Origin of the sequence: Sinorhizobium garamanticum, assembly GCF_029892065.1 — a bacterium.
Lineage (GTDB): Bacteria > Pseudomonadota > Alphaproteobacteria > Rhizobiales > Rhizobiaceae > Sinorhizobium > Sinorhizobium garamanticum.
Genome location: NZ_CP120373.1, coordinates 2606205 through 2632633 on the forward strand (window position 1 = coordinate 2606205; position 26429 = coordinate 2632633).

The 26429-nt window shown below is 63.3% G+C and carries 21 protein-coding genes; 4 read left to right on the top strand and 17 right to left on the bottom strand.

Annotated elements, in window-relative coordinates; translation table 11 throughout:
• Window positions 1-4: 4 nt before the first annotated feature.
• The 5 genes from PZN02_RS12130 to PZN02_RS12150 all read right to left on the bottom strand — a co-directional run bounded on the left by PZN02_RS12130 (window position 5) and on the right by PZN02_RS12150 (window position 5158).
• The gene (locus PZN02_RS12130) at window positions 5-820 is read right to left on the bottom strand and encodes an ABC transporter permease (protein WP_280658238.1); all 816 of its coding nucleotides are present in this window, start codon (window positions 818-820) and stop codon (window positions 5-7) included.
• Window positions 810-1760 carry an ABC transporter permease gene (locus PZN02_RS12135; RefSeq protein ID WP_280658239.1) on the bottom strand — a complete coding sequence of 317 codons (951 nt, stop codon included), beginning with the start codon at window positions 1758-1760 and terminating at the stop codon, window positions 810-812. Before PZN02_RS12135 ends, PZN02_RS12130 begins: the two co-directional genes overlap by 11 nt.
• Window positions 1757-2755 (bottom strand): ABC transporter ATP-binding protein, encoded by a 999-nt coding sequence (locus tag PZN02_RS12140; RefSeq protein WP_280658240.1) that lies wholly within the window; start codon window positions 2753-2755, stop codon window positions 1757-1759. The genes PZN02_RS12135 and PZN02_RS12140 overlap by 4 nt, the downstream gene beginning before the upstream one ends.
• 189 nt (window positions 2756-2944) lie before the next feature.
• Complete coding sequence (locus PZN02_RS12145; RefSeq protein ID WP_280658241.1) at window positions 2945-4105, bottom strand: ABC transporter substrate-binding protein; 1161 nt, start codon at window positions 4103-4105, stop codon at window positions 2945-2947.
• A 144-nt stretch (window positions 4106-4249) separates the two neighbouring features.
• A complete protein-coding gene (locus tag PZN02_RS12150; protein WP_136506594.1) occupies window positions 4250-5158 on the bottom strand; it encodes a LysR family transcriptional regulator in 909 nt (302 codons plus the stop codon).
• Window positions 5159-5308: 150 nt separating this feature from the next.
• Here PZN02_RS12150 and PZN02_RS12155 point away from each other — a divergent pair, with 150 nt between their 5' ends.
• Both PZN02_RS12155 and PZN02_RS12160 read left to right on the top strand, forming a co-directional pair.
• Window positions 5309-6232, top strand: a complete 924-nt coding sequence (locus PZN02_RS12155) for an alpha/beta hydrolase (protein WP_280658242.1) — start codon at window positions 5309-5311, stop codon at window positions 6230-6232.
• A 10-nt stretch (window positions 6233-6242) separates the two neighbouring features.
• Entirely contained in the window at window positions 6243-6641 is a 399-nt protein-coding gene (locus PZN02_RS12160) for an ACT domain-containing protein (RefSeq protein WP_280658243.1), read from the top strand.
• Window positions 6642-6746: 105 nt separating this feature from the next.
• Here PZN02_RS12160 and PZN02_RS12165 read toward each other — a convergent pair whose 3' ends face one another.
• Window positions 6747-8744, bottom strand: coding sequence for a CocE/NonD family hydrolase (locus tag PZN02_RS12165; RefSeq protein ID WP_280658244.1), 1998 nt, complete (start codon window positions 8742-8744; stop codon window positions 6747-6749).
• Window positions 8745-8824: 80 nt separating this feature from the next.
• The gene (locus PZN02_RS12170; protein ID WP_280658245.1) at window positions 8825-10408 is read right to left on the bottom strand and encodes an ABC transporter substrate-binding protein; all 1584 of its coding nucleotides are present in this window, start codon (window positions 10406-10408) and stop codon (window positions 8825-8827) included.
• Window positions 10409-10533: 125 nt separating this feature from the next.
• Here PZN02_RS12170 and PZN02_RS12175 point away from each other — a divergent pair, with 125 nt between their 5' ends.
• Window positions 10534-11328: a helix-turn-helix domain-containing protein gene (locus tag PZN02_RS12175; RefSeq protein WP_280658246.1), complete on the top strand. Its 795-nt coding sequence runs from the start codon at window positions 10534-10536 to the stop codon at window positions 11326-11328.
• A gap of 105 nt (window positions 11329-11433) precedes the next feature.
• Here the strand turns inward: PZN02_RS12175 and PZN02_RS12180 are convergent, their stop codons facing one another.
• The 9 genes from PZN02_RS12180 to bcoG all read right to left on the bottom strand — a co-directional run bounded on the left by PZN02_RS12180 (window position 11434) and on the right by bcoG (window position 23997).
• The gene (locus PZN02_RS12180) at window positions 11434-13065 is read right to left on the bottom strand and encodes an ABC transporter ATP-binding protein (protein ID WP_280658247.1); all 1632 of its coding nucleotides are present in this window, start codon (window positions 13063-13065) and stop codon (window positions 11434-11436) included.
• Entirely contained in the window at window positions 13058-13885 is an 828-nt protein-coding gene (locus PZN02_RS12185) for an ABC transporter permease (RefSeq protein WP_280658248.1), read from the bottom strand. Before PZN02_RS12185 ends, PZN02_RS12180 begins: the two co-directional genes overlap by 8 nt.
• On the bottom strand, window positions 13882-14982 hold the full coding sequence (locus PZN02_RS12190; RefSeq protein WP_280658249.1) for an ABC transporter permease: 1101 nt from the start codon (window positions 14980-14982) through the stop codon (window positions 13882-13884). The genes PZN02_RS12185 and PZN02_RS12190 overlap by 4 nt, the downstream gene beginning before the upstream one ends.
• Before the next feature lie 2 nt (window positions 14983-14984).
• Entirely contained in the window at window positions 14985-16574 is a 1590-nt protein-coding gene (locus tag PZN02_RS12195) for an ABC transporter substrate-binding protein (RefSeq protein ID WP_280658250.1), read from the bottom strand.
• 332 nt (window positions 16575-16906) lie between these two features.
• A complete protein-coding gene (locus PZN02_RS12200; protein ID WP_280658251.1) occupies window positions 16907-17689 on the bottom strand; it encodes a carnitinyl-CoA dehydratase in 783 nt (260 codons plus the stop codon).
• 5 nt (window positions 17690-17694) lie between these two features.
• The gene (locus PZN02_RS12205; RefSeq protein ID WP_280658252.1) at window positions 17695-19758 is read right to left on the bottom strand and encodes an acetate--CoA ligase family protein; all 2064 of its coding nucleotides are present in this window, start codon (window positions 19756-19758) and stop codon (window positions 17695-17697) included.
• A gap of 295 nt (window positions 19759-20053) precedes the next feature.
• A complete protein-coding gene (locus tag PZN02_RS12210) occupies window positions 20054-21214 on the bottom strand; it encodes an acyl-CoA dehydrogenase family protein (RefSeq protein ID WP_280658253.1) in 1161 nt (386 codons plus the stop codon).
• A gap of 235 nt (window positions 21215-21449) precedes the next feature.
• A complete protein-coding gene (locus tag PZN02_RS12215) occupies window positions 21450-22940 on the bottom strand; it encodes a carnitine 3-dehydrogenase (protein ID WP_280658254.1) in 1491 nt (496 codons plus the stop codon).
• Window positions 22941-23094: 154 nt separating this feature from the next.
• Window positions 23095-23997, bottom strand: a complete 903-nt coding sequence (gene bcoG, locus PZN02_RS12220; RefSeq protein ID WP_280658255.1) for a 3-dehydrocarnitine:acetyl-CoA trimethylamine transferase BcoG — start codon at window positions 23995-23997, stop codon at window positions 23095-23097.
• Window positions 23998-24106: 109 nt separating this feature from the next.
• On the opposite strand from bcoG, the gene PZN02_RS12225 reads away from it, so the two are divergent.
• Window positions 24107-25078, top strand: a complete 972-nt coding sequence (locus PZN02_RS12225) for a GlxA family transcriptional regulator (protein WP_280658256.1) — start codon at window positions 24107-24109, stop codon at window positions 25076-25078.
• A gap of 22 nt (window positions 25079-25100) precedes the next feature.
• On the opposite strand, the gene PZN02_RS12230 is transcribed toward PZN02_RS12225, so the two are convergent.
• A complete protein-coding gene (locus tag PZN02_RS12230; RefSeq protein WP_280658257.1) occupies window positions 25101-26429 on the bottom strand; it encodes a LysR family transcriptional regulator in 1329 nt (442 codons plus the stop codon).

Genomic DNA, 26429 nt, shown 5'->3' on the forward strand with positions numbered 1-26429 from the left:
GATATCATTTGCCGGCGCCGGCGATCTGGTCGCCGTCGCGCGTCAGGTAGTAGGCGCCGAGGATCGGCAGGAAGGTGACGATCACCACGATCATGGCGACGACATTGGTCACCGGGCGCTGGCGCGGGCGGATCAACTCCTCCAGCATCCAGATCGGCAGGGTCGATTGCTGCCCGGCAGTGAAGGTCGTGACGATCACCTCGTCGAAGGAAAGCGCGAAGGCGAGCATGCCGCCGGCAAGCAGCGCCGTGCCGATATTCGGCAGGATCACGTAGCGGAACGTCTGGAAGCCGTCGGCGCCGAGATCCATCGAGGCCTCGATCAGCGAGCCGGAGATCCGCCGGAAGCGGGCGACGGCATTGTTGTAGACGACGACGATGCAGAAGGTCGCGTGGCCGAGAACGATGGTCCAGAAGGAAAAGGGGATGTCCGCCATCGAGAAGGCCGAGCGCAGCGCGATGCCGGTGATGATGCCGGGAAGTGCGATCGGCAGGATGACGAGGAGCGAGATCGTCTCGCGGCCGAAGAAACGGGTCTGGCTGACGGCGGCGGCGCAGAGCGTGCCGAGAACCAGGGCCGTCGCCGTCGCGATCGAGGCAACCTTGACCGAGAGCGTCAGCGCCGCCCAGACGTCCGGCCGGTCCCATGCGACGCCGAACCACTGCGCCGTCAGGCCGGGCGGCGGGAACTGGTAGCTCTTTTCCTCGGTCGTGAAGGCGTAGAGGAAGATTAGCAGGATCGGCACATGCATGAAGGCGAGGCCGCCGGCAGCTGCGATCTTCAGGCCCGAGGGGGCGCGGTTCGATTTGTCAGAGCGCATCGAAGGCCCCCATGCGTTTGGCCATCCAGAGATAGAGGCCCATGATAACGATCGGCACGACCGTGAAGGCGGCGGCGAGCGGAATGTTGCCGGCGGTGCCTTGCTGCGCATAGACGGCCTGGCCGATGAAGAGCCGAGACGAGCCGATGATCTGCGGAATGATGTAGTCACCGAGCGTCAGCGAGAAGGTGAAGATCGATCCGGCGACGATGCCCGGCAGCGCCAGCGGAAAGAGCACATAGCGGAAGGTCTGGGCCGGCGTGCCGCCGAGGTCGGACGACGCTTCGATCAGGTTTGACGGTACCCGCTCCAGCGCTGCCTGGATCGGCAGTATCATGAAGGGCATCCAGACGTAGACGAAGACGATGAAGGTGCCGGTGTAGCTGACCGACAGCGAATTGCCGCCGACGACCGGAATCGCGAGCCATGCATCGAGCAGCCACCGCAGGTTCAATTTCTCGAAGAACCAGGTGAGAATGCCTTCCTTGGCGAGGATCAGCTTCCACGCGTAGATCTTGACGAGATAGCTCGACCACAACGGCAGCATGACGCCAAGATAGAACAGCACCTTCCATTTTCCGCGCGCGTAGCGGGCCGCGTAATAGGCGATCGGGAAGGCGATGAGCGCGGAGACGAGTGTCACCACTGCCGCCATCGTGACGGTGCGGATGATGATGTCGAGATTGGCCTCGCTCAAAAGCTGGCGGTAGGTGGCGAGCGTGAATTCGTAATTGATGAGGCCGGAGAAATCGTCGATCGAGAAGAAGCTCTGCAGCAGGAGTGCGAAGAGCGAACCGAGGTACACGACACCGAGCCAAAGGAGCGGCGGCCCGAGCAGCACCGCGAGAAGCACATGCGGGTGCCGCCAGAAGAAGTCCGAAAGACGGCCGGCGGTGCCGCGACGTTCCGGAAGAATGATGCTTTCGGCGACGATGGTCATGCGTCCTCCATCGGGTGAAGGTCGCGTGCGGCGAAACTGATCGTGACCGGGCTGCCGACGGCCGGGACCGCGTGCGCGGCGGGACTTGCCACGGCGATACGCGCGCCGTCGACATCGACGACGACACGGTTTGTGGCGCCGAGGAAGCTCTGGCCGGCGATGGTGCCGGCCAGGCTGAGCGCGCCGTTGCTCGGTGCCGCGAGCACGATCGCTTCCGGCCGCAGGCTGGCGAAGGCCGCCTTCACCCCAAGCCTTTGGCAGAGCTTGGTCGAGAGGACGTTGGACGAGCCGACGAAATCGGCGACGAAGCGGGTCTTCGGCTGGTTGTAGACCTCTTCCGGCCTGCCGAGCTGCTGGATCCGGCCTTCGTTGAAGACGGCAATGCGGTCGGCCATCGACAGCGCCTCGCCCTGATCGTGGGTGACGAAGACGAAGGTGATGCCGAGCGATTTCTGCAGGCTCTTCAATTCTTCCTGCATCTGTTCGCGGAGCTTCAGATCGAGTGCGCCGAGCGGTTCGTCGAGGAGCAGCACCTTGGGCTTGTTGACGAGCGCACGGGCGAGGGCCACGCGCTGGCGCTGGCCGCCGGAAAGCTGGCCGGGACGGCGCGTGCCGTAGCCCGGCAGCTTGACCATGGCGAGCGCATCCTCAGCCGCCTTGCGGCGCTCCTCGCGGCCGGCGCCCTTGACCATCAGGCCATAGGCGACGTTGTCGAGGATCGAGAGGTGCGGGAAGAGCGCATAGTCCTGGAACACGGTGTTGACGCTGCGCCGGTAGGGCGGGACACCCTCGGCCGTCTCGCCGAAGATTTCGATATGACCGCCGGTTGGCTGCTCGAAGCCGGCCATCAGTCTGAGGCATGTGGTCTTGCCGGAGCCCGAAGGTCCGAGCATGGCGAAGAATTCGCCCTCGACGATGTCGAGGTTCACGCGGTCGACGGCGCGGACCGCGCCGAAGTAGCGGGAAACATTGTCGAAGAGGACGGCGGTGGTCATAGGGATACTCCGGGATCTGGCCCCTCATCCGCCTGCAGGCACCTTCTCCCCGGTTGCAGGGAGACGGGACCCGTGGTTGGCGCCGCGCCGAAAGTTCATGCGGCAGCCTCGCAGGAGGCGTTCCCTCTCCCCGCAAGCGGGGAGAGGGTTAGGGTGAAGGGCAAATGCTTGCAATGCGGAAGCGGAGGCTTACCGCCCGCCGATCACGCCGATATAGTCGGAAACCCAACGGTGATAGGGCACGCATTCGCCCTGGCTTTCGCAATTGCTCACCGGCGTCTTCCAGAACTTGACCTTCTCGAAATCCTCGTAGCCGTTGGTCTTGCAGCCGGCGTCGGTCAGCAGTTCATTGCCCTTGCAGGCGGCGCCGACCGAGGGGTTCGCGCCGAACCAGGCGGAAACGTCGCCCTGCACCTTGGGTGACAGTGAATGCTCCATCCACATATAGGCGCAGTTCGGATGCTCGCTGTCGGCGTGCAGCATGGTCGTATCGGCCCAGCCCGTTACCCCTTCCTCCGGGATGACCGAGGCGATCGGAAGCTTTTCGGCCTCCATCAGATTGACCTGGAACGGCCAGGAGCCGGAAGCGACGACGCCCTCGTTCTTGAAGTCGTCGATCTGGATCATCGCGTCGTGCCAGTAACGGCCCACAAGGGTGCGCTGGGTGCGAAGCAGATCAAGCGCGGCCTTGTACTGATCCTCATTGAGCTCGTAGGGATCCTTGATGCCGAGTTCGGGCTTGTGCGCCATCAGGTAGTTGGCGGCATCGGCGACATGGATCGGGCCGTCATAGGCCTGGACCCGGCCCTTGTTGGACTTGCCGTCCGGCAGCGTCATTTCCTCGAAAACGACGTTCCAGCTCTTCGGCGCTTCACCTTTGAAGGCTTCCTTGTTGTACATCAGCACGTTCGGGCCCCAGACATAGGGGGTGCCGTAGTGGACGCCGTTGACCGTGTGCCACGGCGCATTCTGCATGCGCTCGTCGATCGTCTTCCAACTCGGGATGAGGTCGGTGTTGATCGGCTGGACGCGCTTGCCGGCGACGAGCCTGAGGGAGGCATCGCCCGAAGCAGTGACGAGGTCGAAGCCGCCTTCGTTCATCAGAGCGACCATTTCATCCGAGGTGGCCGCGGTCTTGACGCTGACCTTGCACCCCGTCTTTTTTTCGAAGTCGGTGACCCAATCGTAGTTCTTGTCGGTTTCGCCGCGCTCGATATAGCCGGCCCAGGCGACGATCGAGAGCTCCCCTTCGCCCTTGCCCAGTTCCTTCAGCGGCTCCTGCGCGAGCGCAGGGGCGACGAGGCCTAGCGAAAGAGTGAGCGCCGTGCAGGATTTCAAGATCTGCTTCATCGGAAGTCTCCCCATTTATGCCGCGTTCTGCAGCTTTGTTCCCGGATCGAAGCGTGCCTTGATTTCTCCGTATTCGCAAATTCATTAAACAGAATGGCGTTATCGGTTTTTCCGATATTGGCATTCCTCCAACCGAACGGAAGTTTAGCGGGGGCGGGCGCTGCGAAGCGCCTCGGCGATACCGACAAAATCGCGGGCCGATTGCGGCAGGCTCGAGCCCTTCCGCCAAACCATGCCGACCTGCACGACCGGCAGTGCGCCAGACACGTCGCGGCTTTCGATCCGGTCGCCTTCGAGCGACCAGGGGCGGTAGACGAGATCGGGCAAGAGGGCGATGCCGGCGCCGGTCGCGACTAGGCTTCTGACTGCCTCGACCGAGCGGGTGCGGAATGCGACGTGCGGCCGGGCGCCAAGCGCGGTCAGGAGCTTGCCGGTGTTCTCCTCGATTTCGTCCACGGTCAGCATGATCAGCGGTTCCTTGGCGATGTCGTCGACCGAGATGATGTCGGCGCTGACGAGCGGATGGCCGATCGGAAGCCAGACACGATAAGGCGAGGTTTCGAGGATTTCGGCCTGCAGAGCCATTCGGTCGCGCAGGTTGGAGATGACCATGACCGCAACGTCGAGCTCGCCGCCGATCAACAGATGTTCGAGGTACGAGCCGTTGTCCTCGATGGCGCTCACTTCGACGCCGGGGCAGGCGCGGCGGTAGCGGGCGAGCAGGTCGGAGAGGACGTAGCCCGCGACAAGCGAGGTGACGCCGAGATTGAGCTTGCCTCCAAGTTCCTCGCGGCTATCGGAAAAGCTGCGCCGCGCATCGGATACGTCGGCGAGGATCTTGGTCGCGTGGCGCAGGAACTGGTGACCGTTATGGGTGATAGACAGACCGCGCGGGTGGCGGTCGAAGAGTTCGACACCGAGGTCTGTCTCGAGTTCCTTGATCGCTTCAGTAATGGAGGACTGCGAGATCGAAAGGTTCTGCGCCGCACGGGTGACGGAGCCCTGTTCGGCGACGGCGATGAAATACTGCAATTGCCGGAGTGTGAATGCCATCAACGGACTTAACACCGGGCAGGGATCCGATGGCAAGCGAAGCAGCATGGCTGCGCCATGCCCTGCCGCATTTTGTCGTGCGCAGTAAGAGACCGATGGTAAGGTCTCAATCGGCTAAGGCTTAAGGAAACATGCAGTAGAGGGAGCAGGATGGATTCGAAGACATCGCGACCGATGCCGACTGAGCCGGGTATCCTTGCCTTTCACGAACGCTGCGAGGCGTTCTATCCTGCGGATGCGGTAAACGCCTCCATTGAGCAGCAGCGCCAATGGTACGATGCGCTTTGCGCCGAGTTCGATGCGCCATCGCCGGCGGGGCTGACACGGCGGGACGAGCAGGTCGCTGGCCGCATACCGGTAAGGCACTATCGCCCGGCGGACGTTACGGCCGAGACCCGCATCTTCTACATCCATGGCGGCGGTTCCGTTGTCGGCTCGCTTGAAAGCCATGACGCGATCTGCGCCGAGCTTGCGCATGACGCGGGGGCGGAGCTTGTCTCGGTCGATTACCGGCTTGCGCCCGAACATGTCTGGCCGGCAGCATTCGATGATTGCTACGAGGTGTTGCAGAGCCTGCTCGCGGGAGGCCGCCCGATGGTCGTCGCCGGCGACAGTGCAGGTGGCAATCTCACGGCGGGCATCGTGCTCAAGGCAAAGTCTGAAGGGCTTTCCGGCATCATCGGTCAGGTGCTGATCTATCCGGCTCTCGGCGGCGATCTCGTCAGCGGCTCCTATGTGGAGATGGCGGAGGCGCCTGGTCTCACGACGGCGGACGTCGGCTATTACCGCGAGATGCTGAAGGCGCCGGCGGACAATCCTTTTGCCCATCCACTGAAGGCCAGTGATCTCTCTGGCTTGCCGCCGGCCTATGTCACCGCAGCGAATTTCGATCCGCTGCGCGATGACGCGCGGAATTATGCGGCGCGGCTCGCGCAGGCCGGCGTCGACGTCACCTACCGTGAAGAACCGCAGATGATCCATGCGTGGCTGAGAGCGCGGCACACGAGCCCGGGCGCTGAAGAAGGCTTTCGCCATCTCGTTCACGGCGTGGCGCGGCTGGTCGGGACGAGGTAAGACGTCTCCTATGAGCGGAGAGACCGACCTTGCCCGCCTGTTGGCGGAGATGAACCCGATCCTGCGGGAGGGCGAATATGTCTATTGCACCGTTCAGGGCGATACGGCGTCCAGGCTTGCGCTGGAGCCAATCGGCACCTTCCGCGAGGCAGAAGGCCTGACGCTCATTCTCGAACGATCGCAGGCGGACGCGGCCGGGCTTGCCTATGGGCCGGTGCTGCGGCTCATTACGCTCAGCGTGCACTCCGCGCTGGAAGCCGTGGGCTTAACGGCGGCGGTGTCGGCGGCGCTCACACGAGCCGGGATCAGCGCCAATGTCGTCGCGGCCTATTACCACGACCATATCCTCGTGCCGGCGGCGGACGCCGACCGGGCGCTGGAGGCATTGCGGGGATTGAGCGGCGCATAGATGGTGCGTGGCGGGTTTGCCCCTGACCCTAGCCCTCTCCGCGCGGGGAGAGGGTCGCGGCAGCGGGGATGAGGGGCCGCACAGCCCCCGACGCGCGCCGGTCGCTCACATGAAATCTCGCCGAATACGCTTCTCAAAGGTCTTCTCGAAGATCTTCTCCTTGCCCTCGAATGCCTCGACCTTGGCCGAGGTGATCCACTCGGTTTCGGTGCAGCCAAGCCGGGAGGTCGAGACAGTCTTGATCGACTGATCGCCGCGCTGCGCAATGCAGGTCCAGGCGGAAAGGCCGGTCATCGAGTGCGGATCGTCCGGCGCGATCGACCAGGTTTCGTCGCGGATGTCCTGCGTCGCGTTGCCGGTGCCGGGATGCTCGACGAGGCCGGTATCCTCAAAGATCCGGTAGTGTGTCACACCTCTCGTCATGTCACGTTCGACCTTGCGGCGCGTTTGCGCCGGCGAATGCTCGATGTAGTGCGGCAGCGGATTGGGATTGGCCGGCTGTGGCACGACAATTTCGCGATGATCACCGAGGAGCGGCAGAGAGAGCGACAGGCTGGTGGTATCGATCGTCAAGCCCGGATCGGTTGGCGGCGGCAGGATCATTGGCCAGTAGGATGTCGACAACGACAAGCGGATGCGGTGCCCCGCCCGGAAGCGATAGCCACAGGCGTCGAGCACCAGCGTAACGCGCGTCTTACGGTTCTTCTCCATAGGCTGCGGCTTCGCATTGCCGTGGCGATGGGCGAGATTGAGCACGCCGAATGCGACGCGCGTCGCGGTGCCGTCGGGATGGATATCGACGAGGCGTGCGACAAGGTTGGCGGTGTCGGCGCTGCTGGCGACCTCGAGACTGAGGACCGGCTGTCCGAGATAATCCTGCGCTTCAAGCAACGGCTGCGTTTCGAAGGTGAGCGATCCGGCGTCATCGATGCGCTGGTCGCCTGCCATTTCGGCATCCGGTTTCAGCGTGAAATATTCGCCGGAGGCTGTGCCGGTATCGAGCGGCGAGCGGAGATAGACATCGCCGATGCCCTTCGCCGCCGAGACTCCAACGGTCAGGCTGCCGTCGCCGGCGATGGCAAACTTGCGCATTTCTGGCGTCGTCCAAACGTCCTTGGCGACCCACCGTCCCGGGTCTTCGTTTCGCCTGAGCGCTGGCCTCGGCCCGTCAAGGATATAGGCGCGCATCTGCGGCAGGTGTTCCGCGTCGTTTTTCTCGTCGCGAAGCCATCTGTTCCACCACCGGATCGCTTCGCTGTGGAAATCCGCGCGCGGCTTCGGCCAGGCGAAATGCGGATATTTGTGCACCCAGGGTCCAATCAGAGCCTTTGCCTTGCTGCCGAGACCCTCGACGGCCTTGATCGGCGTGTTGCGGTAACCGTCGGCCCATCCCGCGATCACCAGTGCGGGAATCGGGAAGCTCTCGAAGTCCTCGCAAATCGAGCCATGGCGCCAGAAATCGTCGCGGCGCTGATGCTCCAGCCATTCTTCCAGGAAGAAGGGTTCGTTCTCGAGCCGCTCCAGCCACATTTCCTTCCAGCGTTCGCCGACAAGCTCGGGATCGGGCGAGCGCGACTGATAGGCGAGCATGGTCGCCGCCCAGGAGAGTTGCGCCGACAGGTGGCAGCCGTTCTTGTAGTGGATATCGTCGTTGTAGCGATCGACGGTCGAGGCGATCGAGATAACGGCTTTAAGCGCCGGCGGCTTGAGAGCCGCGACCTGCAGGCAGTTGAAGCCGCCCCAGGAAATTCCCATCATCCCTACTTTGCCGTTGGACCAGGGCTGCGATGCGATCCATTCGATGATCTCGCAGCCGTCGGAAAGCTCGCGGGGCGTATATTCCCCGTCGATCACGCCTTCGGATTCACCCGAGCCGCGGATGTCGACGCGCACGCCGGCAATGCCTGCAGCCGCAAAGACTGGATAGGTGGACTCATCGCGAGCGCACGTGCCGTCGCGCTTACGATAGGGCAGATATTCGAGAACGGCCGGCACCGGATTCTGCTCCGTACCCTCGGGCATCCAGATGCGCGCGGCAAGACGTGTCCCGTCCTTGAGCGTGATCCATTCGTTCTCGAGGACGGTAAAGTTGCGATCGGCCATTGTGTACCTCCCGATCCATACCTGATTATTGAGATGCAGGATGCGGGCGGAAAACCGCCCACACTTTTCCTCGTTCCGCTTTAGCTGTCGAACCAGACGCGGCTTCCGACATAGCCGTTCGAAAGATCGTTGCCGATGTCGTGCACGAAGCCCTTCAGCGAGGCGGAGGCGGCGTTCACGTAGTCGTTGAAGACGGGCAGGATCAGGCCGCCTTCGTCGCGCACCATGATCGCCATCGTATGATAGAGTTCCTTGCGCTTAGCCTCGTCAAGCTCGGAGCGCGCCTGCAACAGAAGTTTGTCAAAATCCTCCCGTTTGAAGCGCGTGTCGTTCCATTCCGCGCTCGAGAGATAGGAGGTGGAATAGCGAGAGTCCTGCGTCGGGCGGCCGCCCCAGTAGGAGGCGCAGAACGGCTGGACGTTCCAGACATTCGTCCAGTAGCCGTCCTCCGGTTCACGCCGGACTTCGAGCTCGATGCCGGCCTTCCTGGCGCTTTCCTGGAAGAGAACCGCCGCGTCGACGGCGCCGGGGAAGGCGGCGTCGGAAGTGCGCAGCAGGATCGGTCGGTCATGACCGGATTTCTTGTAATGGAACGCGGCCTTGTCCGGGTCATAGACGCGCTGCTCGATTCCCTCCGGCGCGAGCGCGTAGTTCTCGTTGACCGGGTAATCGTTGCCGAGCTTGCCGTAGCCGCCGACGGCCCGATCAAGGATCGTCTGCCGATCGATCGCGTATTTCAGCGCCATCCTGAGGTCGTTGTTGTCGAAGGGCGCCGTGTCGCAGTGCATCAGGAAGCTGTAGAAGCCCTTGCCTGGCGTCTGGAGGATCTGAACGCGAGGGGCGCGCTTGAGAAGCGATACGGTTTTCGGATCCACGTTGTTGATGAAGTGCACTTGACCCGAGGAGAGGGCCGCGATGCGCGCCGAGTTGTCGTTCATGACGATGATCTCGACGCTGTCGACATAGCCGCGGTCCGAGCGCCAGTCGGCTGCGTTCCTTTCGAAGGTCGCGCGGATGCCGGCCTCGTAGCTTACGAGCTTGTATGGACCCGTTCCGATCGGCGAGGCAGGATTTTCGACGCCGCCGCCCGGCTGGATGATCAGGTGGTAATCGGTGAGAAGCAGCGGCAGGTCGGCATTGCCTTCCGAGAGCGTCAGAACGAGATCGCCGGCCTTTTCCTCGATCGTCTTGATCGAGCGCATGAGGCCGAGCGCACCCGATTTCGAACCCTCGTCGGAATGGCGCTTCAGCGTCGCGACGACGTCGGCTACCGTCAGCTTGCTGCCGTCATGGAAGGCGATGTCGTTGCGGATCTTGAAGGTCCAGACCGAAGCATCCGCGGAAGGCTCCCAGGAGGAGGCGATCGAGGGCAGGGGCGCCCCGGTCACCGGATCGGACTCGACGAGCTTGTCGCCCCAGAGATGGCCGATCACGAAGGAGACGGAGCCGGTGTAGGCGGCCGGGTCGAGGGAATCGGTTGTCGCGCCGCCCTTGAGGCCGAACTTCAGGTGGCCACCGCGTTTCGGCTCCTGTGCCTGAGCTTTGCCCGGCAAGCTGCCGAGGCCGGCGGCGAGGCCGAGTGTCGCGGTACCCGCGAGGAAGCCGCGGCGGTTGATGCCGGCCGGAACGATAAGGCCGTCGGGACGCTTCGTGAATTCCGTCATTTCAGTGTTCCCTCTACGTGTTGTTCGACAAGAACCTAGCGCCTGCGTGACGCGGCACAATTTCGCGACTTGACGCTGATTTGCGCTAGTTTACGCTCCTCGAAATCAACAGTTCGGAGCCCGATGTGGAGCAGGACGATACATTCGTCACCAATTTGCGTTTCGCCTGCGCGACTCGGCGCTCGATCTCCCAGATTTGCCGCGAAATCGGTATCAATCGCCAGCAGTTCAACCGCTACATCAGCGGTGAGGCGCGACCGTCGGCGCACAATGTCGCGCGGATCGCGGCGTTTTTCGGCCTTTCGACGCAGGATTTTTCGCTCTCGCCGAAGCTGTTCGAAGCGCGGATGACGCGTCCCGGCCGCGACCGCTCGGAGGCGAGATTGCTGCTTGAAGGTTTTCCCGGCGACATTTCGGCTCTCAGGCGGCACATGGGCTATTACCAGACCTATCACATTTCGCCGTCATGGCCGGGCCTCGTCGTCTGCTCGTGTGCTCGGATATACGAGGACGGCGGCTCCGTCCGCGTGAAATCGATCGAGCGCATCCGCGATGCCGCGAACGAAATCCGACAGTTCTCGAAATATGTCGGTCTCGCAACCTTCTGGCGAAACCGTATCTTCATCATGGAGCGGAGCGTCGGTCGCGAGCCGATGCTTTCGCAAACGATCCTGATGCCATTCGAAGTGCATCAGCGCGTCTATCTGCGGGGCACCACCATGGGCGTCTCCTGGCGCAAGGAGAACCAGCCCTACGCATCGCGCATGATCTGGCGCCATATCGGACAGGAGCCGGATATCCGGCAGATGCTCTCCCGCTGCGGCGTGGTCGCCTTCAGCTCGCGGCAATTGCCGGCAACGGTGAGGAGCTTTCTCGATACGCCGGCGGCCGAAGTGCTGAGCGTGCCGACTGAATATTGAGGCCGGTAGCGCGGTGCGATCAGATCTGCAGCGAACTTTGCGCGTCTGATTAGACGCGCAGCGCTGTAGGGGATCACCTCCCCGCGAGCGGGGAGAATTGATCGATCAATTGCCAGCGCTTTCCATCCGCCGCGTCTTCAGCACCTTCTCCAGCCAGCCGATTTCCATCTCCGGCACCGACTTCAAGAGGAGGTCGGTATAGTCGTCGAAGGGTGGCGAGAGCACCTTCGACTTCGGACCGAAGCGCACGAGGCGACCGCGGTGCATGACCGCGACGCTGTCGGCGATGGCTCGGACGATGGCGATATCGTGGGTGATAAAGACATAGGAAACAGCGGTTTCCTCCTGAAGCTTCGTAAGCAGATTCAAGATGCCTTCGGCAACTAACGGATCGAGCGCCGAGGTCGGCTCGTCGCAGAGGATGAGTTCCGGCTTGGCGGCGAGCGCCCTGGCGATGGCGACGCGCTGCTTCTGCCCGCCGGAAAGCTCTGCCGGATAGCGGTCGAGGAAGCGCGGTCCCATCTCGATCTGGTCGAGCAGTTCCCTGACCCGCTCGGTTTTCCTGGCGCCATGCATGCCGAAGTAGAAGGAGAGCGGGCGGCCGATGATATTGCGCACCGTCTGACGCGGGTTCATTGCCGTGTCCGCCATCTGGTAGATCATCTGGATGCGGCGCAACTCGTCATTCGTCCGGCCCTTCAACGCTTTCGGCAGTTCCTTGCCTTCAAAGGTGATCCGCCCCTCGCTCGCCGGCAAAAGGCCGGTGATGACGCGGGCGAGTGTCGACTTTCCGGAGCCGGACTCCCCGACGATCGCCAGTGTCTGACCCTTCGGCAGATGCATCGAGACGTCGTGCAGCACCTTGAAGCCATTGGCATAGCCGGCATGGACGTGCTCGATCTTGAGAAGCGTGCCCGACTGGTCCGTCGCCTCGTCGCGTTTCGTCTGGCGGACGCTGACGAGCGCGCGGGTATAATCCTCCCTCGGGGCCTCGATCACCTGCTTGGTCGTGCCGTATTCCACGGTCTTGCCGTAACGCAGCACCATGATGTCGTCGGAGATCTGGGCCACCACCGCGAGATCGTGGGTGATGTAGAGTGCTGCCGTGTGCGTCTCCTCGATCGCGTGCTTGATCGCCGCAAGCACGTCGATCTGGGTGGTGACGTCAAGCGCCGTGGTCGGCTCGTCGAAGACGATCAGTTCGGGGTTCGGGCAGAGCGCCATTGCCGTCATGGCGCGCTGCAGCTGGCCGCCGGAAACCTGGTGGGGGTAGCGGTCACCGAAGGTTTCCGGATTGGGAAGACCAAGCACGCGGAACAGATAGAGGGCGCGTTTTTTCGCCTCGTCGCGGCTCATGAGACCATGACGGAGCGACGCCTCGATGACCTGGTCGCCGAGCTTATGAGCGGGGTTGAAAGCGGCGGCAGCGGATTGCGCGACATAACAGACATGGGCGCCGCGGACTGTGTTGATGCCGCTGCGGTCGAGCTTCAGGATGTCCCTGCCATTGAGCAGCACTTCGCCACCGATGATGCGGCATCCGCCGCGGCCGTAGGCAAGAGCCGAGAGGCCGATCGTGGACTTGCCCGCACCGGATTCGCCGATGAGGCCCAGCACCTTACCCTTCTGCAGATTGAAGGAGACGCCTTCGACCAGGGTCACCACCTTGGGCGGTTCGCCCGGCGGATAGCTCGTCGCCTCGATCTTCAGGTTCTTGACGGAAAGCAGATCAGGCATCGCCGCGCCCTCCTTTCAGGCTCGAGGTCCGCTTCATCAGCCAGTCGACGACGAGGTTGACACAGATGGCGAGGGTCGCGATCGCCGCACCCGGGACGAGGGCGGCGGAAATGCCGAAGATGATGCCGTCCTTGTTGTCCTTGACCATGCCGCCCCAGTCTGCGGCGGGCGGCTGGATGCCGAGGCCGAGGAAGGAGAGGGTGGAGAGGAAGAGGATGGAAAAGGCGAACCGCAGGCCAAATTCGGCCAAGAGCGGCGACAGCGTGTTCGGCAGGATCTCGCGGAAGATGATCCAGAGCGAGCCTTCGCCGCGCAGCCGCGCCGCCTCGACGAATTCCATCACCGCGACGTCGAGGGCGACGGCGCGGCCGATGCGGAAGACGCGGGTGGAGTCGAGCACCGCCATGACGAGGATCAGGATCCAGAGATGTTGCGGCAGTACCGCGAGAACGACGAGGGCGAAGATCAGCGTCGGGATCGCCATCATCAGGTCGTTGAAGCGCGAGAAGAACTGGTCGACGAAGCCGCCCATGACAGCCGCGGCAAAGCTCAGGATCATGCCGAGCGAGAAGGACAGCACGGTTGCCGCCAGCGCCACGAAGATGGTGGTGCGGGCGCCATAGATCAGGCGCGAGAACAGGTCGCGCCCGAGATTGTCGGTGCCGAGCAGGAAATCGCCGCCGGCCGGTAGCCAGATGTCGCCGACGACATCGCGCTCGCCGTAGGGCGCGATAACAGGCGCGAAAATCGCACAGAGGATGGTGATCGCGATGCCCGCGATGCCGATCCAGGCGCTCAGGGGGATAGATCTCAGGTTCATCGCGGGTGCCTCAGTCTCGGGTTGGCGAGAATGGCGAGAATGTCAGCCGCCATGTTGAGGAAGATGTAGAAGGCCGCAAAGATCAGGCCGCAGGCCTGGACGACCGGCATGTCACGCACGGTCACCGCATCCACCATGTATTGCCCCATGCCCGGATAGACGAAGACCACTTCGACGACGACGACGCCGACGACCAAGTAGGCGAGATTCAGCGCGATGACGTTGATGACCGGGGCCACGGCATTGGGGGCGGCGTGGCGGGCGATGATGCGGAACATGCCGAGCCCTTTTAGCTCAGCGGTCTCGACATAGGCCGACGACATGACGTTGAGGATCGCCGCCCGCGTCATGCGCATCATATGGGCTAGAACGACGAGGACGAGGGTCGCAACCGGAAGCGCGATCGCCGAAAGCCGTTCGGTGAGGCTCATGCTTTCATAGACCGTCGCCGGGAAGGTGGCGACGCCCAATTTGACCGCGAAGAACATGATCAGCAGGTAGCCGATGAAGAATTCCGGCAGCGAGATCGCCGCGAGCGATATCACGTTGATGATCTTGTCCGGCATTCGGTTGCGGAACTGCACAGCCAGCATGCCGAGCCCGACGGCGAGCGGCACGGAGATGAGCGCGGCGAAGAAGGCGAGGAACAACGAATTGCCGAGCCTATTGCCGATCTGTTCGCTGACCGAATTCTTGCTCGCCCAAGAGGTGCCGAAATCACCCTGCACGGCGCCGCCGAGCCAATTGAGGTAGCGTTCGCTCCAGGGCCGGTCGAGGCCGAGGTCCTTGCGGATGTTTTCGACCGCCTGCGGCGTCGCCGACTGGCCAAGATAGGTGGTGGCGAAATCGCCGGGCAAGGCTTCGATGCCGCCGAAGATCATCAGCGATACGGCGAAAAGCAATCCAACACTCAGGCCGAGGCGCTTAAGGATCAGCGCCGCGAGAGGACGGCGAAAGACGAAACGCCGCCAGAAGGTGCCACCGATCTCGCCGGTGGGGTTGGGTTTTGCTGGCATTCCGGAAAGATCGGCAGACCGCGGGGGCTCACCCGCGGTCCCATCCGTCAGAACCGGACCAGTCATTGGTCCGCTTTCCATCGTCAGGCTTCCAGCCACACTCGGGTTGCGACATAGCCGTTCGACATGTCGTTACCGATGTCGTGGACATAGCCCTTCACCTGCTTGGTGGACGCGTTCACGAAATCGTTGAACATCGGCAGGATCAGGCCGCCTTCGTCCCGCACCATCATTGCCATGGTACGATACATTTCCTTGCGCTTGGCCTCGTCGAGTTCGGATCGGGCCTCGAGCAGCAGCTTGTCGAACTCCGGACGCTGGAAGCGGGTGTCGTTCCAGTCGGCATTCGAGAGGTAGGCGGTCGAATACATCTGATCCTGGGTCGGGCGGCCGCCCCAGTAGGAGGTCGAGAAGGGCTGGACATTCCAGACGTTGGTCCAGTAACCGTCGCCCGGTTCACGCTTGACCTCGATCTCGATGCCGGCTTTTTTGGCACTCTCCTGATAGAGAACGGCAGCGTCGACGGCGCCGGGGAAGGCAACGTCGGAGGTGCGCAGCAGCACCGGCCCGCTATGCCCGGACTTCTTGTAGTGGAAGGCGGCCTTGTCCGGATCATAGGCGCGTTGCTCGATCCCTTCCGGGAAGAGGGCGTAGGTGTCATTGATCGGGAAGTCGTTGCCGACTTTGCCGTAGCCGCCGAGGATGCGCTGGACCATCGTCTCGCGATCCATCGCGTATTTCAGCGCCATGCGCAGGTCGTTGTTGTCGAACGGCGCGGTGTTGCAATGCATGATGAAGACGTAGTGGCCGCGACCGGAGGTATTGAGGATCTCGACGGTCGGTGCCCTCTTCAAGAGGTTCACCGTCTTCGGATCGACGCGGTTGATGTAATGCACCTGACCGGAGGAAAGGGCGGCGATGCGCGCCGTCGCGTCGTTCATGGCGATCAGTTCGATCGTATCCACGAAGCCTCTATCCGTCCGCCAATCGTCGGCATTCTTTTCGAAGGTGGCGCGCACGCCCGGTTCGAAGCTGGCCACCTTGTACGGACCGGTACCGATCATCGCGTCGGGATTGTCGAGGCCGCCATTCGGCTGGATAATGAGGTGGTAGTCCGTCAGAAGCAGCGGCAGGTCGGCATTGCCTTCCGTCAGCGTCAGGACAAGCTTGTCGCCATCCGACTTGATTTCCTTGATCGATTTCATCACGCCGAGCGCGCCAGACTCCGACTTGTCATCGGTGTGGCGCTGCAGAGTCTTGATCACGTCATCGACGGTCAATTCCTTGCCGTCATGGAACTTGACGCCCTTACGGATCGTAAATGTCCAGGTCGCTGCATCGGCGGAAGGCTCCCAGGATTCGGCGAGGGCCGGCACCGGTGCACCGGTCGTCGGATGGCTCTCGACGAGCATGTCGCCCCAGTTGCGGCCGACGACAAACATGAACTGCGAGAGGGCCTTTGCCGGATCCTTCGAGTCGGTCGCGGCTGCGCCTTCGAGGCCGAGCTTCAGGTGCCCGCCGCGCTTCGGCTCCTGCGCCGCGGCACTGGTTGCGAACAGCGTGCTGGCGGTCGAGGCGGCGATGCCGAAAGCGGCCGCGCGTCCGAGAAACTCACGCCGGTTCATTTTGCCCAGCATAACCTGTCGTGTCAGATAGTCCTTGTAATCGCTCATTCCCCTGTTCCCTTCTTTCAGTCGGCATTCGCCGTTCGTTGTGATTGGTAGAGACTGTTGCGTATCGTCCGAAATGGCTTCGAAGCTAACATGCCCGTTATGTCGTCTGGTTTCTCCTTCCTTTTGCGATCTACGGTGGCGATACAGGTATTCCGATCCATAAGGCTAGTCGTTCGGAACAGGCTTGTAACGTCCTAATTTATAAATCTTTTCCATAAGCATGGCTTATGGACGATCACGTAGCACCGCGTGCGCCGATGCTCGCGGCGCCCCACGTTGAATGCCGGTTCTCGCCGGCTCGAAATCACGCGGCCATTGATGGCCGTATCGTCTCAGCGCCCTTTCCAGACGGGATCGCGCTTCTCGGCGAACGCGCGGGCTCCTTCGAGCTGGTCTTCGCTCGAATAGAGCATATCGACCGTCTTGAACTGCCGGCGGGTGATCTTGTTCATCGTCGTCTGGAAATCGCGGCCTTCCGCCTCGCGCACCACTTCCTTGATCGCGGCGTAGACGAGCGGCGGTCCGCTTTCGAGCAGGCGCGCAAGCTCCCAGGCGCGTTCCATCAGCCGGTTGGCCGGCAGAATCTCATTGACGAAACCCCAGCGGTTCGCCTCGTTGACGTCGAGCCAGCGGCCGGTCAACAGCATGTCCATGGCGATATGGTAGGGGATGCGCTTTGGCAATTTGATCGACGCGGCATCGGCCACCGTGCCGGAGCGGATTTCCGGCAGCGCGAAGGTCGCATGTTCGGCAGCAAGGATGATGTCGGTCGAAAGCGCGATCTCCAGCCCGCCGCCGCAACAAATGCCGTTGACGGCGGCGATGATCGGCTTGTTGAGGTCGCGCAGTTCCTGGATTCCGCCGAAACCGCCGACGCCATAGTCGCCGTCGACGGCGTCACCATCGGCGGCAGCCTTGAGGTCCCAGCCGGGGCAGAAAAATCTTTCGCCCGCGCCGGTGACGATCGCCACGCGCAAGGCTGGGTCGTCGCGGAACTCGCGGAAGATTTCGCCCATGATCCGGCTGGTCTTCAGATCGATGGCATTGGCCTTCGGCCGGTCGATCGTGACTTCCAGAATGCCGCCTTCGCGGCGCGTGAGGATCGGTCCGGTCATAGGCGTCATTTCCTCCGGCGGATCAAGGCGTCAACGGCGATGGCTCCTTGGCCCTCCGGTAACACCATAATAGGATTGATATCGAGTTCATCGAGTTTGGAAGCGTTTGCAACGACATAGGATGCCGCTGCAGCGACAGTTCTTGCCAAAGCGGCGACGTCTCCCTTCGGTCCTCCGCGGTAGCCGTCCAGCAGCTTCCTGATCTTGAGACTGTCGATCGCCTCCAAAATCGCCTTTTCGGTAGTCGGAAGCGTCAGGATCGCGGAATCATCCAGCAATTCCACGAGGATTCCGCCCGCGCCAATGGTGAGCACCGGGCCGGCAACGGGATCGCGCATCGCCCCGATGATGAGTTCCGCTACCGGCTTGGCGATCATCTTTTCCACAAGATAACCCGAAGCGACCGCGGCCATCGCCGTCGCGGCGGCGTAGACCTCGTCGCGACTCGCGAGGTTGAGCTTGACTGCGCCAGCTTCGGTCTTGTGGGCGACGCCGAGGCCTTTGAGCACGACGGGGAAGCCGAGGGCTTCGGCGGTATCCGCCGCTTCCTCGGCGGTGGCGGCCGTTTCGCCTCGGGGGACCTCAACGCCAGCCTCCAGGAGCTCGGCCTTCGCCTCTGCCTCGGTCAGCGTAACGGCATCGCCCGCTTCGGCCCGGACCTTGAGGAGGGGTAGCGGGGCAGGTCTTGCCCAGGCGGCGCCGATCTCGGCCGCAGTCTCCGCGGCGGCGAGCGCTTCGTCGATGCCGTTGAAGGGCACCACGCCCGCCGCCATCAGCGAAAGGGCGGTTGCTTCCGGCATGTTCTCGCCGAGGCTCGCGACGATTCCCGCGACGGCGCCGGTCGCCTTCGCGGAAGCGATGACCGCCTCGCAGGTCGTCACCCAATCTTCGGCGTCGCAGCGGTCGAGACGCGGGAAGTCGAGCACGATGAGGTTCAGTGCGTAGTCGCCCTTCATCATCGCGGTAAACGCGGCTGTCTGCTTGTCGCGGTTGCCCCAGACGAACGTGTGGTAGTCGAGCGGATTGGCGATCGTCACCATCTCGCCGAGACTTTCCTTCAGCGGCTGGCGCTGCTCCTCGCGCAATGGTCGGAAGTTGACCATACGCCGGACACCCGCATCCGCCATCAATGAGGCCTCGCCGCCAGAGCAGCTCATCGAAGAGATGTCGGCGCTCTCAAGCGGGCCATGAAGATGCAGGAGCTTCAGCGTTTCGAGGAGCTCGGGCAGCGTGTCGACCCGGCCGATGCCGAGGCGGGCAAGCAGCGCCGACGAGACGCGGTCGTTGCCGGCGAGCGAGGCGGTGTGCGAGACGGTCGCGAGCCGTGCGGCCTCCGACTTGCCGACCTTCAGCGTCACGACGGGCTTGCGCAGTTCGCGCGCCCGGGTCGCCAGCCGCTCCAGCGCCTCGATGCTGTCGAAGCCCTCGATGTGCAGGCCAACGGTGGTGACGCGCGGGTCTTCGAGCACGGCGCAGGCTATGTCGGAGAGCCCGGTCTGCGCTTGGTTGCCAGCGGTCATGACGTAGGCGAGCGGCAGCCCGCGCGTCTGCATGGAGATGTTGCAGGCGATGTTCGAGGATTGGGTCAGGATTGCGACGCCGCGCTCGACGCTCAGCATGCCGTGCTGGTCGGGCCAGAGCAGCGCGCCGTCGAGCATGTTGATGAAGCCGTAGCAATTGGGCCCAACGATCGGCATGTCGCCGGCGGCGGCAACCAGCGCCTCCTGCATATCGTTGCCATCGGCGAGCTCGCTGGCCGCTTCGCGGAAGCCCGAGGCGTAGCAGACGGCGCCGCCGGCACCACGTGCCGCAAGGTCGCGGATGATCTCGATCGTCAGTGCCCGGTTGACGCCGACGAAAGACGCGTCCGGCGCATTCGGCAGGTCCGCCACCGAGCGGTAGCAGCGTCGGCCGAGAATTTGGTCTTCGCGCGGGTGGACAGGCCAGATCTCGCCGGCAAAGCCCATCTTGTCGCATTGTTCGATGACGCGGCGCGCCTCCTTGCCGCCGAAGACGGCGATGGAGCGCGGGCGTATCAGCCGGTCGAGGGAGCGGGGAGGGGTGGTCATGCTGCGCCCTTGTTGAATGCATCAAGGGCGCGCGAGCCGCGGAATACCCCCCTCTGCCCTGCCGGGCATCTCCCCCACAAGGGGGGAGATTGGACGGGGCGCTGTCTTTGCCAGTCAGTGACCGTCGAGGAGTGGAGTGCTCTTAACGGACGATGGATTGCGGGAATGATGCGGCGGATGGCAGAGATGGGCCGTGGATCAAGAAGCTGGGTGGTCGCGTCTTGCCAATCTCCCCCCTTGTGGGGGAGATGCCCGGCAGGGCAGAGGGGGGTGACTTGCGGGAACTCGCCCATCCTCAAGCCCCCAGCGGCCGCAGGAGGTCGCGGCTGATGATGTGGCGCTGGATTTCCGAAGTGCCGTCCCAGATGCGTTCGACGCGCGCGTCACGCCAGAAGCGGGCGAGCGGCAGGTCGTCCATCAGCCCCATGCCGCCATAGATCTGGATGGCCTCGTCGGTGACGCGGGCGAGCATTTCCGTGGCAAAGACCTTGGCCGAGGCGATCTCGCGGTTCGACGGGAGGCCCTGGTCGAGCCGCCAGGCGGCCGACAGCGTCAGGAGGTCGGCGGCGTCGATCTCGGTGATCATGTCGGCAAGCTTGAACGAGACGCCCTGATTGGCACCGATCGGCTTGCCGAACTGCTTGCGCTCGGCGGCGTAGGAAAGCGCATAGTCGAAGGCGCGCCGCGCCCGTCCGACCGAGGTGGCGGCGACCGTCAGGCGGGTCGCATAGAGCCACTCATTGGCGATGTCGAAACCCTTGTGCACCTCGCCGAGGATCTGCGCAGAGGGCAGCCGGCAATCGTCGAAGGTCAGGATGCAGTTCTTGTAGCCGCGATGCGAGACGGAATTGTAGCCGTCGCGGATCTGGAAGCCCGGCGTGCCGCGATCGACCAGGAAACAGGTGATCTTCTTCTTCGGGCCGCGCGGCGTCTGCTCCTCGCCGGTGGCGATGAAGACGATGACGAAATCGGCGATGTCGGCGTGGCTGATGAAGTGCTTCGTGCCATTGACGATCCAGTCGTCACCGTCCTGTCTGGCGAAGCATTTCATGCCGCGCACGTCGGAGCCGGCGTCGGGCTCGGTCATGGCGAGTGCATCGAACTTGTCGCCTCGGACGGCCGGCAGCAGGTAACGCTCGCGCTGCTCTTCGTTGCATGCCATCAGGATACCGGAGGGGCGGCCGAAGAATACGGTCAAGCCCATCGAGCCGCGGCCAAGCTCACGCTCGACGAGCGTAAACGTCAGGTGATCGAGCCCGGCGCCGCCGACTTCTTCCGGGAAATTGCAGCCGAAGAAGCCGAGCTCCTTGCACTTGCGGGCAATTTCCTGGCCGAGCTCACGCGGCACGATGCCGGTGCGCTCGACCTCGTTTTCATGTGGATAGATCTCGGTCTCGACGAAGCTGCGAACCGTGTCGACGATCATCTGCTGTTCTTCGGTCAGTGCGAAATTCATTGTTCTCCCTCGTCAATTTTGGTCCGCCTGCTATTGGGCCGATCTCCCCATCGGCCCTTTGCTTGCTTGGCACCCTAACCCTCTCCTCGCGCGCGGGGAGGGGGACGCTCTTGCTGCCCGCTCCCCGCCGCGACGGAAGAGGGGGCGCCAGTGGTTGCCGCGAGTCCCTTCTCCCCGCCTACGGGGAGAAGGCGCCGGCAGGCGGATGAGGGGCAATCATCCGCCATGATCAACTTCAGCGTTTCTGCCCCACATGCCGCCCGGCGCCTTCCGGCACCTCAAGCTTCGCATGCCCTTCCGCGATCGGCTTCAACTTCGCCAGCACTTCCGCCGGCGCCGGAACCGACTTGCCGGCCTTGGCGTCGACGTGCAGCATCATCTGCTCGGCGGTCGCGATCACCTCGCCCGATGCGGCGTCGTGGATCCTGGTGAAGAATTGAATCCGCTTCTCGTCCGAGGCGAGAAGCTGCAGCGTTGTGTAGAGCGCCTGGCCGAGCTTCGCTTCTCCGAGATGGCGGATGTGGGTTTCCACAGTGTAGTAGCTGTGGCCCGCTTCGACATAGGCGAAATCGACGCCGATCAGCCGCAGCAGCGCATCGGAGGTGTCGCCGAAGAGCTGCAGGTAGCGGTGCTCGGTCATGTGACCGTTGTAATCGACCCAGGCGGCGTTGACCTTGGTCTCGACGAGGTGCAGCGGGCCGGAGGCGTCATAGGTTTTCGCCTGATTGCAGCCCTTCACCCAAAGGCGCTTCTCGAAATCGGCGAGCAGCTTGCCGGCGCCCCAGCCTTCGCCGCCATTGCCGGCTTTGAGCGCATGCATGATGCCGACGAGGTTTTCGTCGCGGATGCGCTCGAGTTCGCGGATCGAGCGGCCGGCGGCTTGCGCGTCCGACTGCGCGCCGATCTTTTCGACGAGCGCATCGTCGAGGTCGACGACGTCGGTGAACTTCGTCCAGGGCCATTTGAGGCAAGGGCCAAACTGGGCGAGGAAGTGGCGCATGCCGGCTTCGCCGCCAGCGATCCGATAGGTCTCGAACAGGCCCATCTGCGCCCAGCGCATGCCGAAGGAATAGCGCATGACGTTGTCGAGCGTCTCGGTATCGCAGATGTCGTCCTGGATCAGCCAGAGCGCTTCGCGCCAGAGCGCCTCGAGCAGACGGTCGCCGACGAAGGCCTCGATCTCCTTGGCTATGACGACGCCCTTCATGCCGATTTCGGCAACACCTTCCTCGGCCCGCTTGATCGTTGCCGCGGAGGTCATCCTGCCGCCGACGAGCTCGACCAGCGGTAGGAGATAGACCGGGTTATAGGGATGCGCCACGAACATGCGTTCGGGGTATTTCATGTCGGCCTGAAGGTCCGAGGGGAGGAGGCCCGAGGTTGATGAGCCGATGAGCGCGTCGGGGCGGGCGAAAGCATCGATTTCGGTGATGACGCCGCGCTTCAGCTCCAGCCGCTCGGGGACGCTTTCCTGAATCCAGTCAACGCCTTCGACTGCCTGCTCAATGCTCTTGCAGAAGGTGAGTTTGCCGCGCGGCGGCAGCGGCGCCATGGTCAGCATGCCGTAGGCCTTCTCGGCATTGGTCATGACCTCGCCGATGATGCGCTCGGCTTCCGGATGCGGATCGAAGATCTTGACGTCGATGCCGGCAAGCGCGAAACGCGCCGCCCAGGCCCCGCCGATGACGCCGCCGCCGATGCAGGCGGCCTTGGTGATGATGCTCATTCCCTCTCCTCGATTCCTTGAAATCTCAGTCTGCCCTCACCCTAGCCCTCTCCCCGCAGGCGGGGACAGGGGACTGGGCGCCTACGGCTGCGTCCTTCTCCCGGTCTCGACGGGGAGAAGGTGCCGGCAGGCGGATGAGGGGCCGAACTCGCTCTTACCGCTTCGTCAACTTCAGCGTCTCGCGAACCTCTGCCGGTCCGATGATCTTCGCGCCCATGCCCTCGATGACCGAGACCGCCTTTTCGACGAGCTGGCCATTGGTCGCGAGTTGGCCCTTGCCGACATAAAGGTTGTCTTCAAGGCCGACACGGACGTTGCCGCCGGCAAGGATCGCCGCGGCCGGATAGGCGAGCGCATTGCGACCGATCGAGAAGGCAGAGAAGGTCCAGTTCGCGGGCACGTTGTTGACCATCGCCATGAAGGTGTTGAGGTCGTCCGGCGCTCCCCACGGAATGCCCATGCAGAGCTGGATCAGCACCGGATCCTCGATCAGGCCTTCCTCGACGAGCTGCTTGGCGAACCAGAGATGGCCGGTGTCGAAGGCCTCGATCTCGGGGCGCACGCCAAGGGCGGTCATCTGGCGGGCCATCTCGCGCAGCATCGACGGCGTGTTGGTCATGACATAGTCGCCGAGCGAGAAGTTCATGGTGCCGCAGTCTAGCGTGCAGATCTCGGGCAGGCATTCGGCAACATGGGCGACGCGCTCGGTGGCACCGGCCATGTCGGTGCCCTTCTCGTTGACCGGGAGGGGGCTTTCGACATTGCCGAAAACGAGATCCCCACCCATGCCGGCCGTGAGGTTGAGCACAACATCGATGTCGGCGGAACGGATGCGGTCGGTCACCTCCTTGTAGAGGTCGAGGCGGCGGGCCGGTGCGCCGGTCTCCGGATCGCGGACGTGGCAGTGGACGATCGCCGCACCCGCCTTGGCGGCCTCGACCGCCGCTTCGGCGATCTGCTTCGGCGTGATCGGGACGTGGCTGGATTTGGAAACGGTGTCTCCCGAACCGGTAACGGCGCAGGTGATGAATACCTCGCGGTTCATGCTGAGCGGCATTGCTGTCTCCCTTTTGTTGGGAGCTATTACGAGCCAGAAAGGTTGGATCTGCTTTTCATTATCGGTTGTATCCTATACATTATCGGCAGTATGGAGAGGAAGTTTTGGCATGGACCAGATCGTTTCGCAGGTGCAGCACATCGATTTGCTGGTCCTGCCGGAGACGAACCTGATCCTCGTCGCTTCTGTCGTCGAGCCGCTGCGCGCCGCCAACCGCATTGCCGGGCGGGCGCTCTATACCTGGACGATCTTCAGCCCGAACGGCGAGGCGATCGAGACCAAGAGCGGCATTCCCATTCCTGTTTCCGGTCCCTTCCGGCCTCAACGCGAGACGGCGCCGCTCTTCGTGCTTTCGAGCTACAACTGGGAGCGCAGTGCCACCTCGCAGTTGAAGATGCTCCTGTCGCAGACGGCGCGGCATCGGGATGTCATGGCGGGGATCGAATCCGGCTCGTGGCTGCTTGCCGAGACCAGCCTGCTCGACAATTTTTCGGCCACCACCCATTGGGAGGATTTTGAGGATTTCGCCGCCGCCTATCCACAGGTGACCATGGTGCGCGAGCGTTTCGTCATCGATGGCAAACGCATCACCACCGGCGGGTCGCTGCCGACGCTCGACCTGATGCTGGAACTGATCCGCCGGGCGCATGGCTATTCACTGGCGCTCGAGGTCTCGCGCCTCTTTATTTACGAGCAGGAGCGCACGCGTGGCGACCTGCTGCAGGTGCCCGCGATCGGCAACATGCGCATTCTTGATGCGCGCGTCGGCGCAGCGGTAAGGCTGATGGAGGAGACGGTCGAGGCGCCGCTGACGCTCGCGCGCCTCGCACGCCGCGTCGGCGTCAGCGCCCGGCATCTGCAGGATCTCTTCAAGGACACGATGGGCGTTGCCCCGCATGAGCATTATCTCGCTCTCCGTCTGAATGCCGCGCGTCGAAAGGTGATCGAGACGCGAATGGAGTTCGCCGATATCGCCGCCATCGCCGGCTTCAACTCCTCGTCCTCGTTTTCGCGCAGCTACCGCGCGCATTACCGCGAAAGCCCCAGCGAAACGCGTCGGCGGCTGAAGCTCAAGAGCTGATTCAAGAGCTTCAGATCGCAATTCAGCCGGCGGCGAATTGGCGAACCGAGACAGCGGCTTGGTGCTGCATCGTCAGAAGGCGATTCAGGTCCGCGCCGCTCCGGTCTTCATCATTCTGAACATGGCTTCGCCGGCCTGGGCCCAAAGGGCTTTTCTTGGCCATACCAGCGTCAAGGACTGTCTGTACTGGGGCGCGAGGCGGATCATCGCCGGTGGGCGATGGACGCGGGCAAGCGAGCTTTCCGGCAAATATCGAGAGATAGCCGTGGTGGCTGACGAGATTGATGATCACCGGGATCGAGTCCACTTCGATCAGGGTGACGCGCCGCCGCTCACTTTCGCTGAGCGTATCTTCCAGAAAACGCGTCGCCTCGCGCCTCAGCCCACTCTTGGCACTCGGCACGGCGATCGGGGAGGTGCAGAGCAGGCGGGCGAAGTCACCGTCCATTTCGGAAAGTGTCGCCGCGGCGCCGGCGAGCGCCAGGGGCGTTTCCGATACGAGCCGGCCATCGAACTCGTTGGGAAAGTCGGCGACGTCGAGGAGTGCGGCGTCAAAGCGCCGGCTCTTCAGCCCGGCGATGAGTTCGTCCGCCGTCGTGCTCGAAACGAAGAGGTGCTGGCGGGGGCGCGCCGCATGCCAGGCGGCCGTCAGCGCCGCAAGCATGCGCGCGATCTCGCTCTCGGGGCCGAGCGGCATCACCGCACCGAGACGCCATGTCGTCGCGTCGCGGCGAAAGCGGTCGTCCGATGCACGCGTCAGGCGTCCCCAGCATTGAAGCAGTTTTTCCGCAAGCGGAATGGCGGCTAGTGCCTCCTCGGTGCAGGCCACCCCGTGATAAGCGCGCTCGAACAGCCGATATCCGAGATGGCGTTCGAGGCCTGCCATCTGACGCGTAAGCTGGGGCTGGCCGAGGCCGAGCGTCCGCGCGACGGAGCGTATGCTGCCGTTGCGGGCGATCCTCACGAAACGGTCGAGCGCAGCCAGGCTGACGGGAGGTATCGAGCCTGACGCTGGGCTCCCGGGGCGGCTGGCGAGAAGCGTTGCGGTGTCGGCTGCCTCCGCTATGTCCGCAATGCGCGCCTGCGCCTCGAGCGTCGGCACGAGCATGGCGCCCTCGCGGCGAAGCAGCGGCACGGAAATCGTCTGCTCGAAGCGCCTGACGGCGGCGCTGACACTCGACGGCGGGCGCCCGCTGAGCTTTGCCGCGCGCCGTATGCCGCCTTCACGCAGCGTCGCGTCGACAAGGACGATCGTTGCAATATCCACGATATCTACCCGCGCCTCGAACAGCGACGTCGATCCGATCGTTCGGATTTCGGCATCATTCGTTCCGAATTTGGGATATACCAT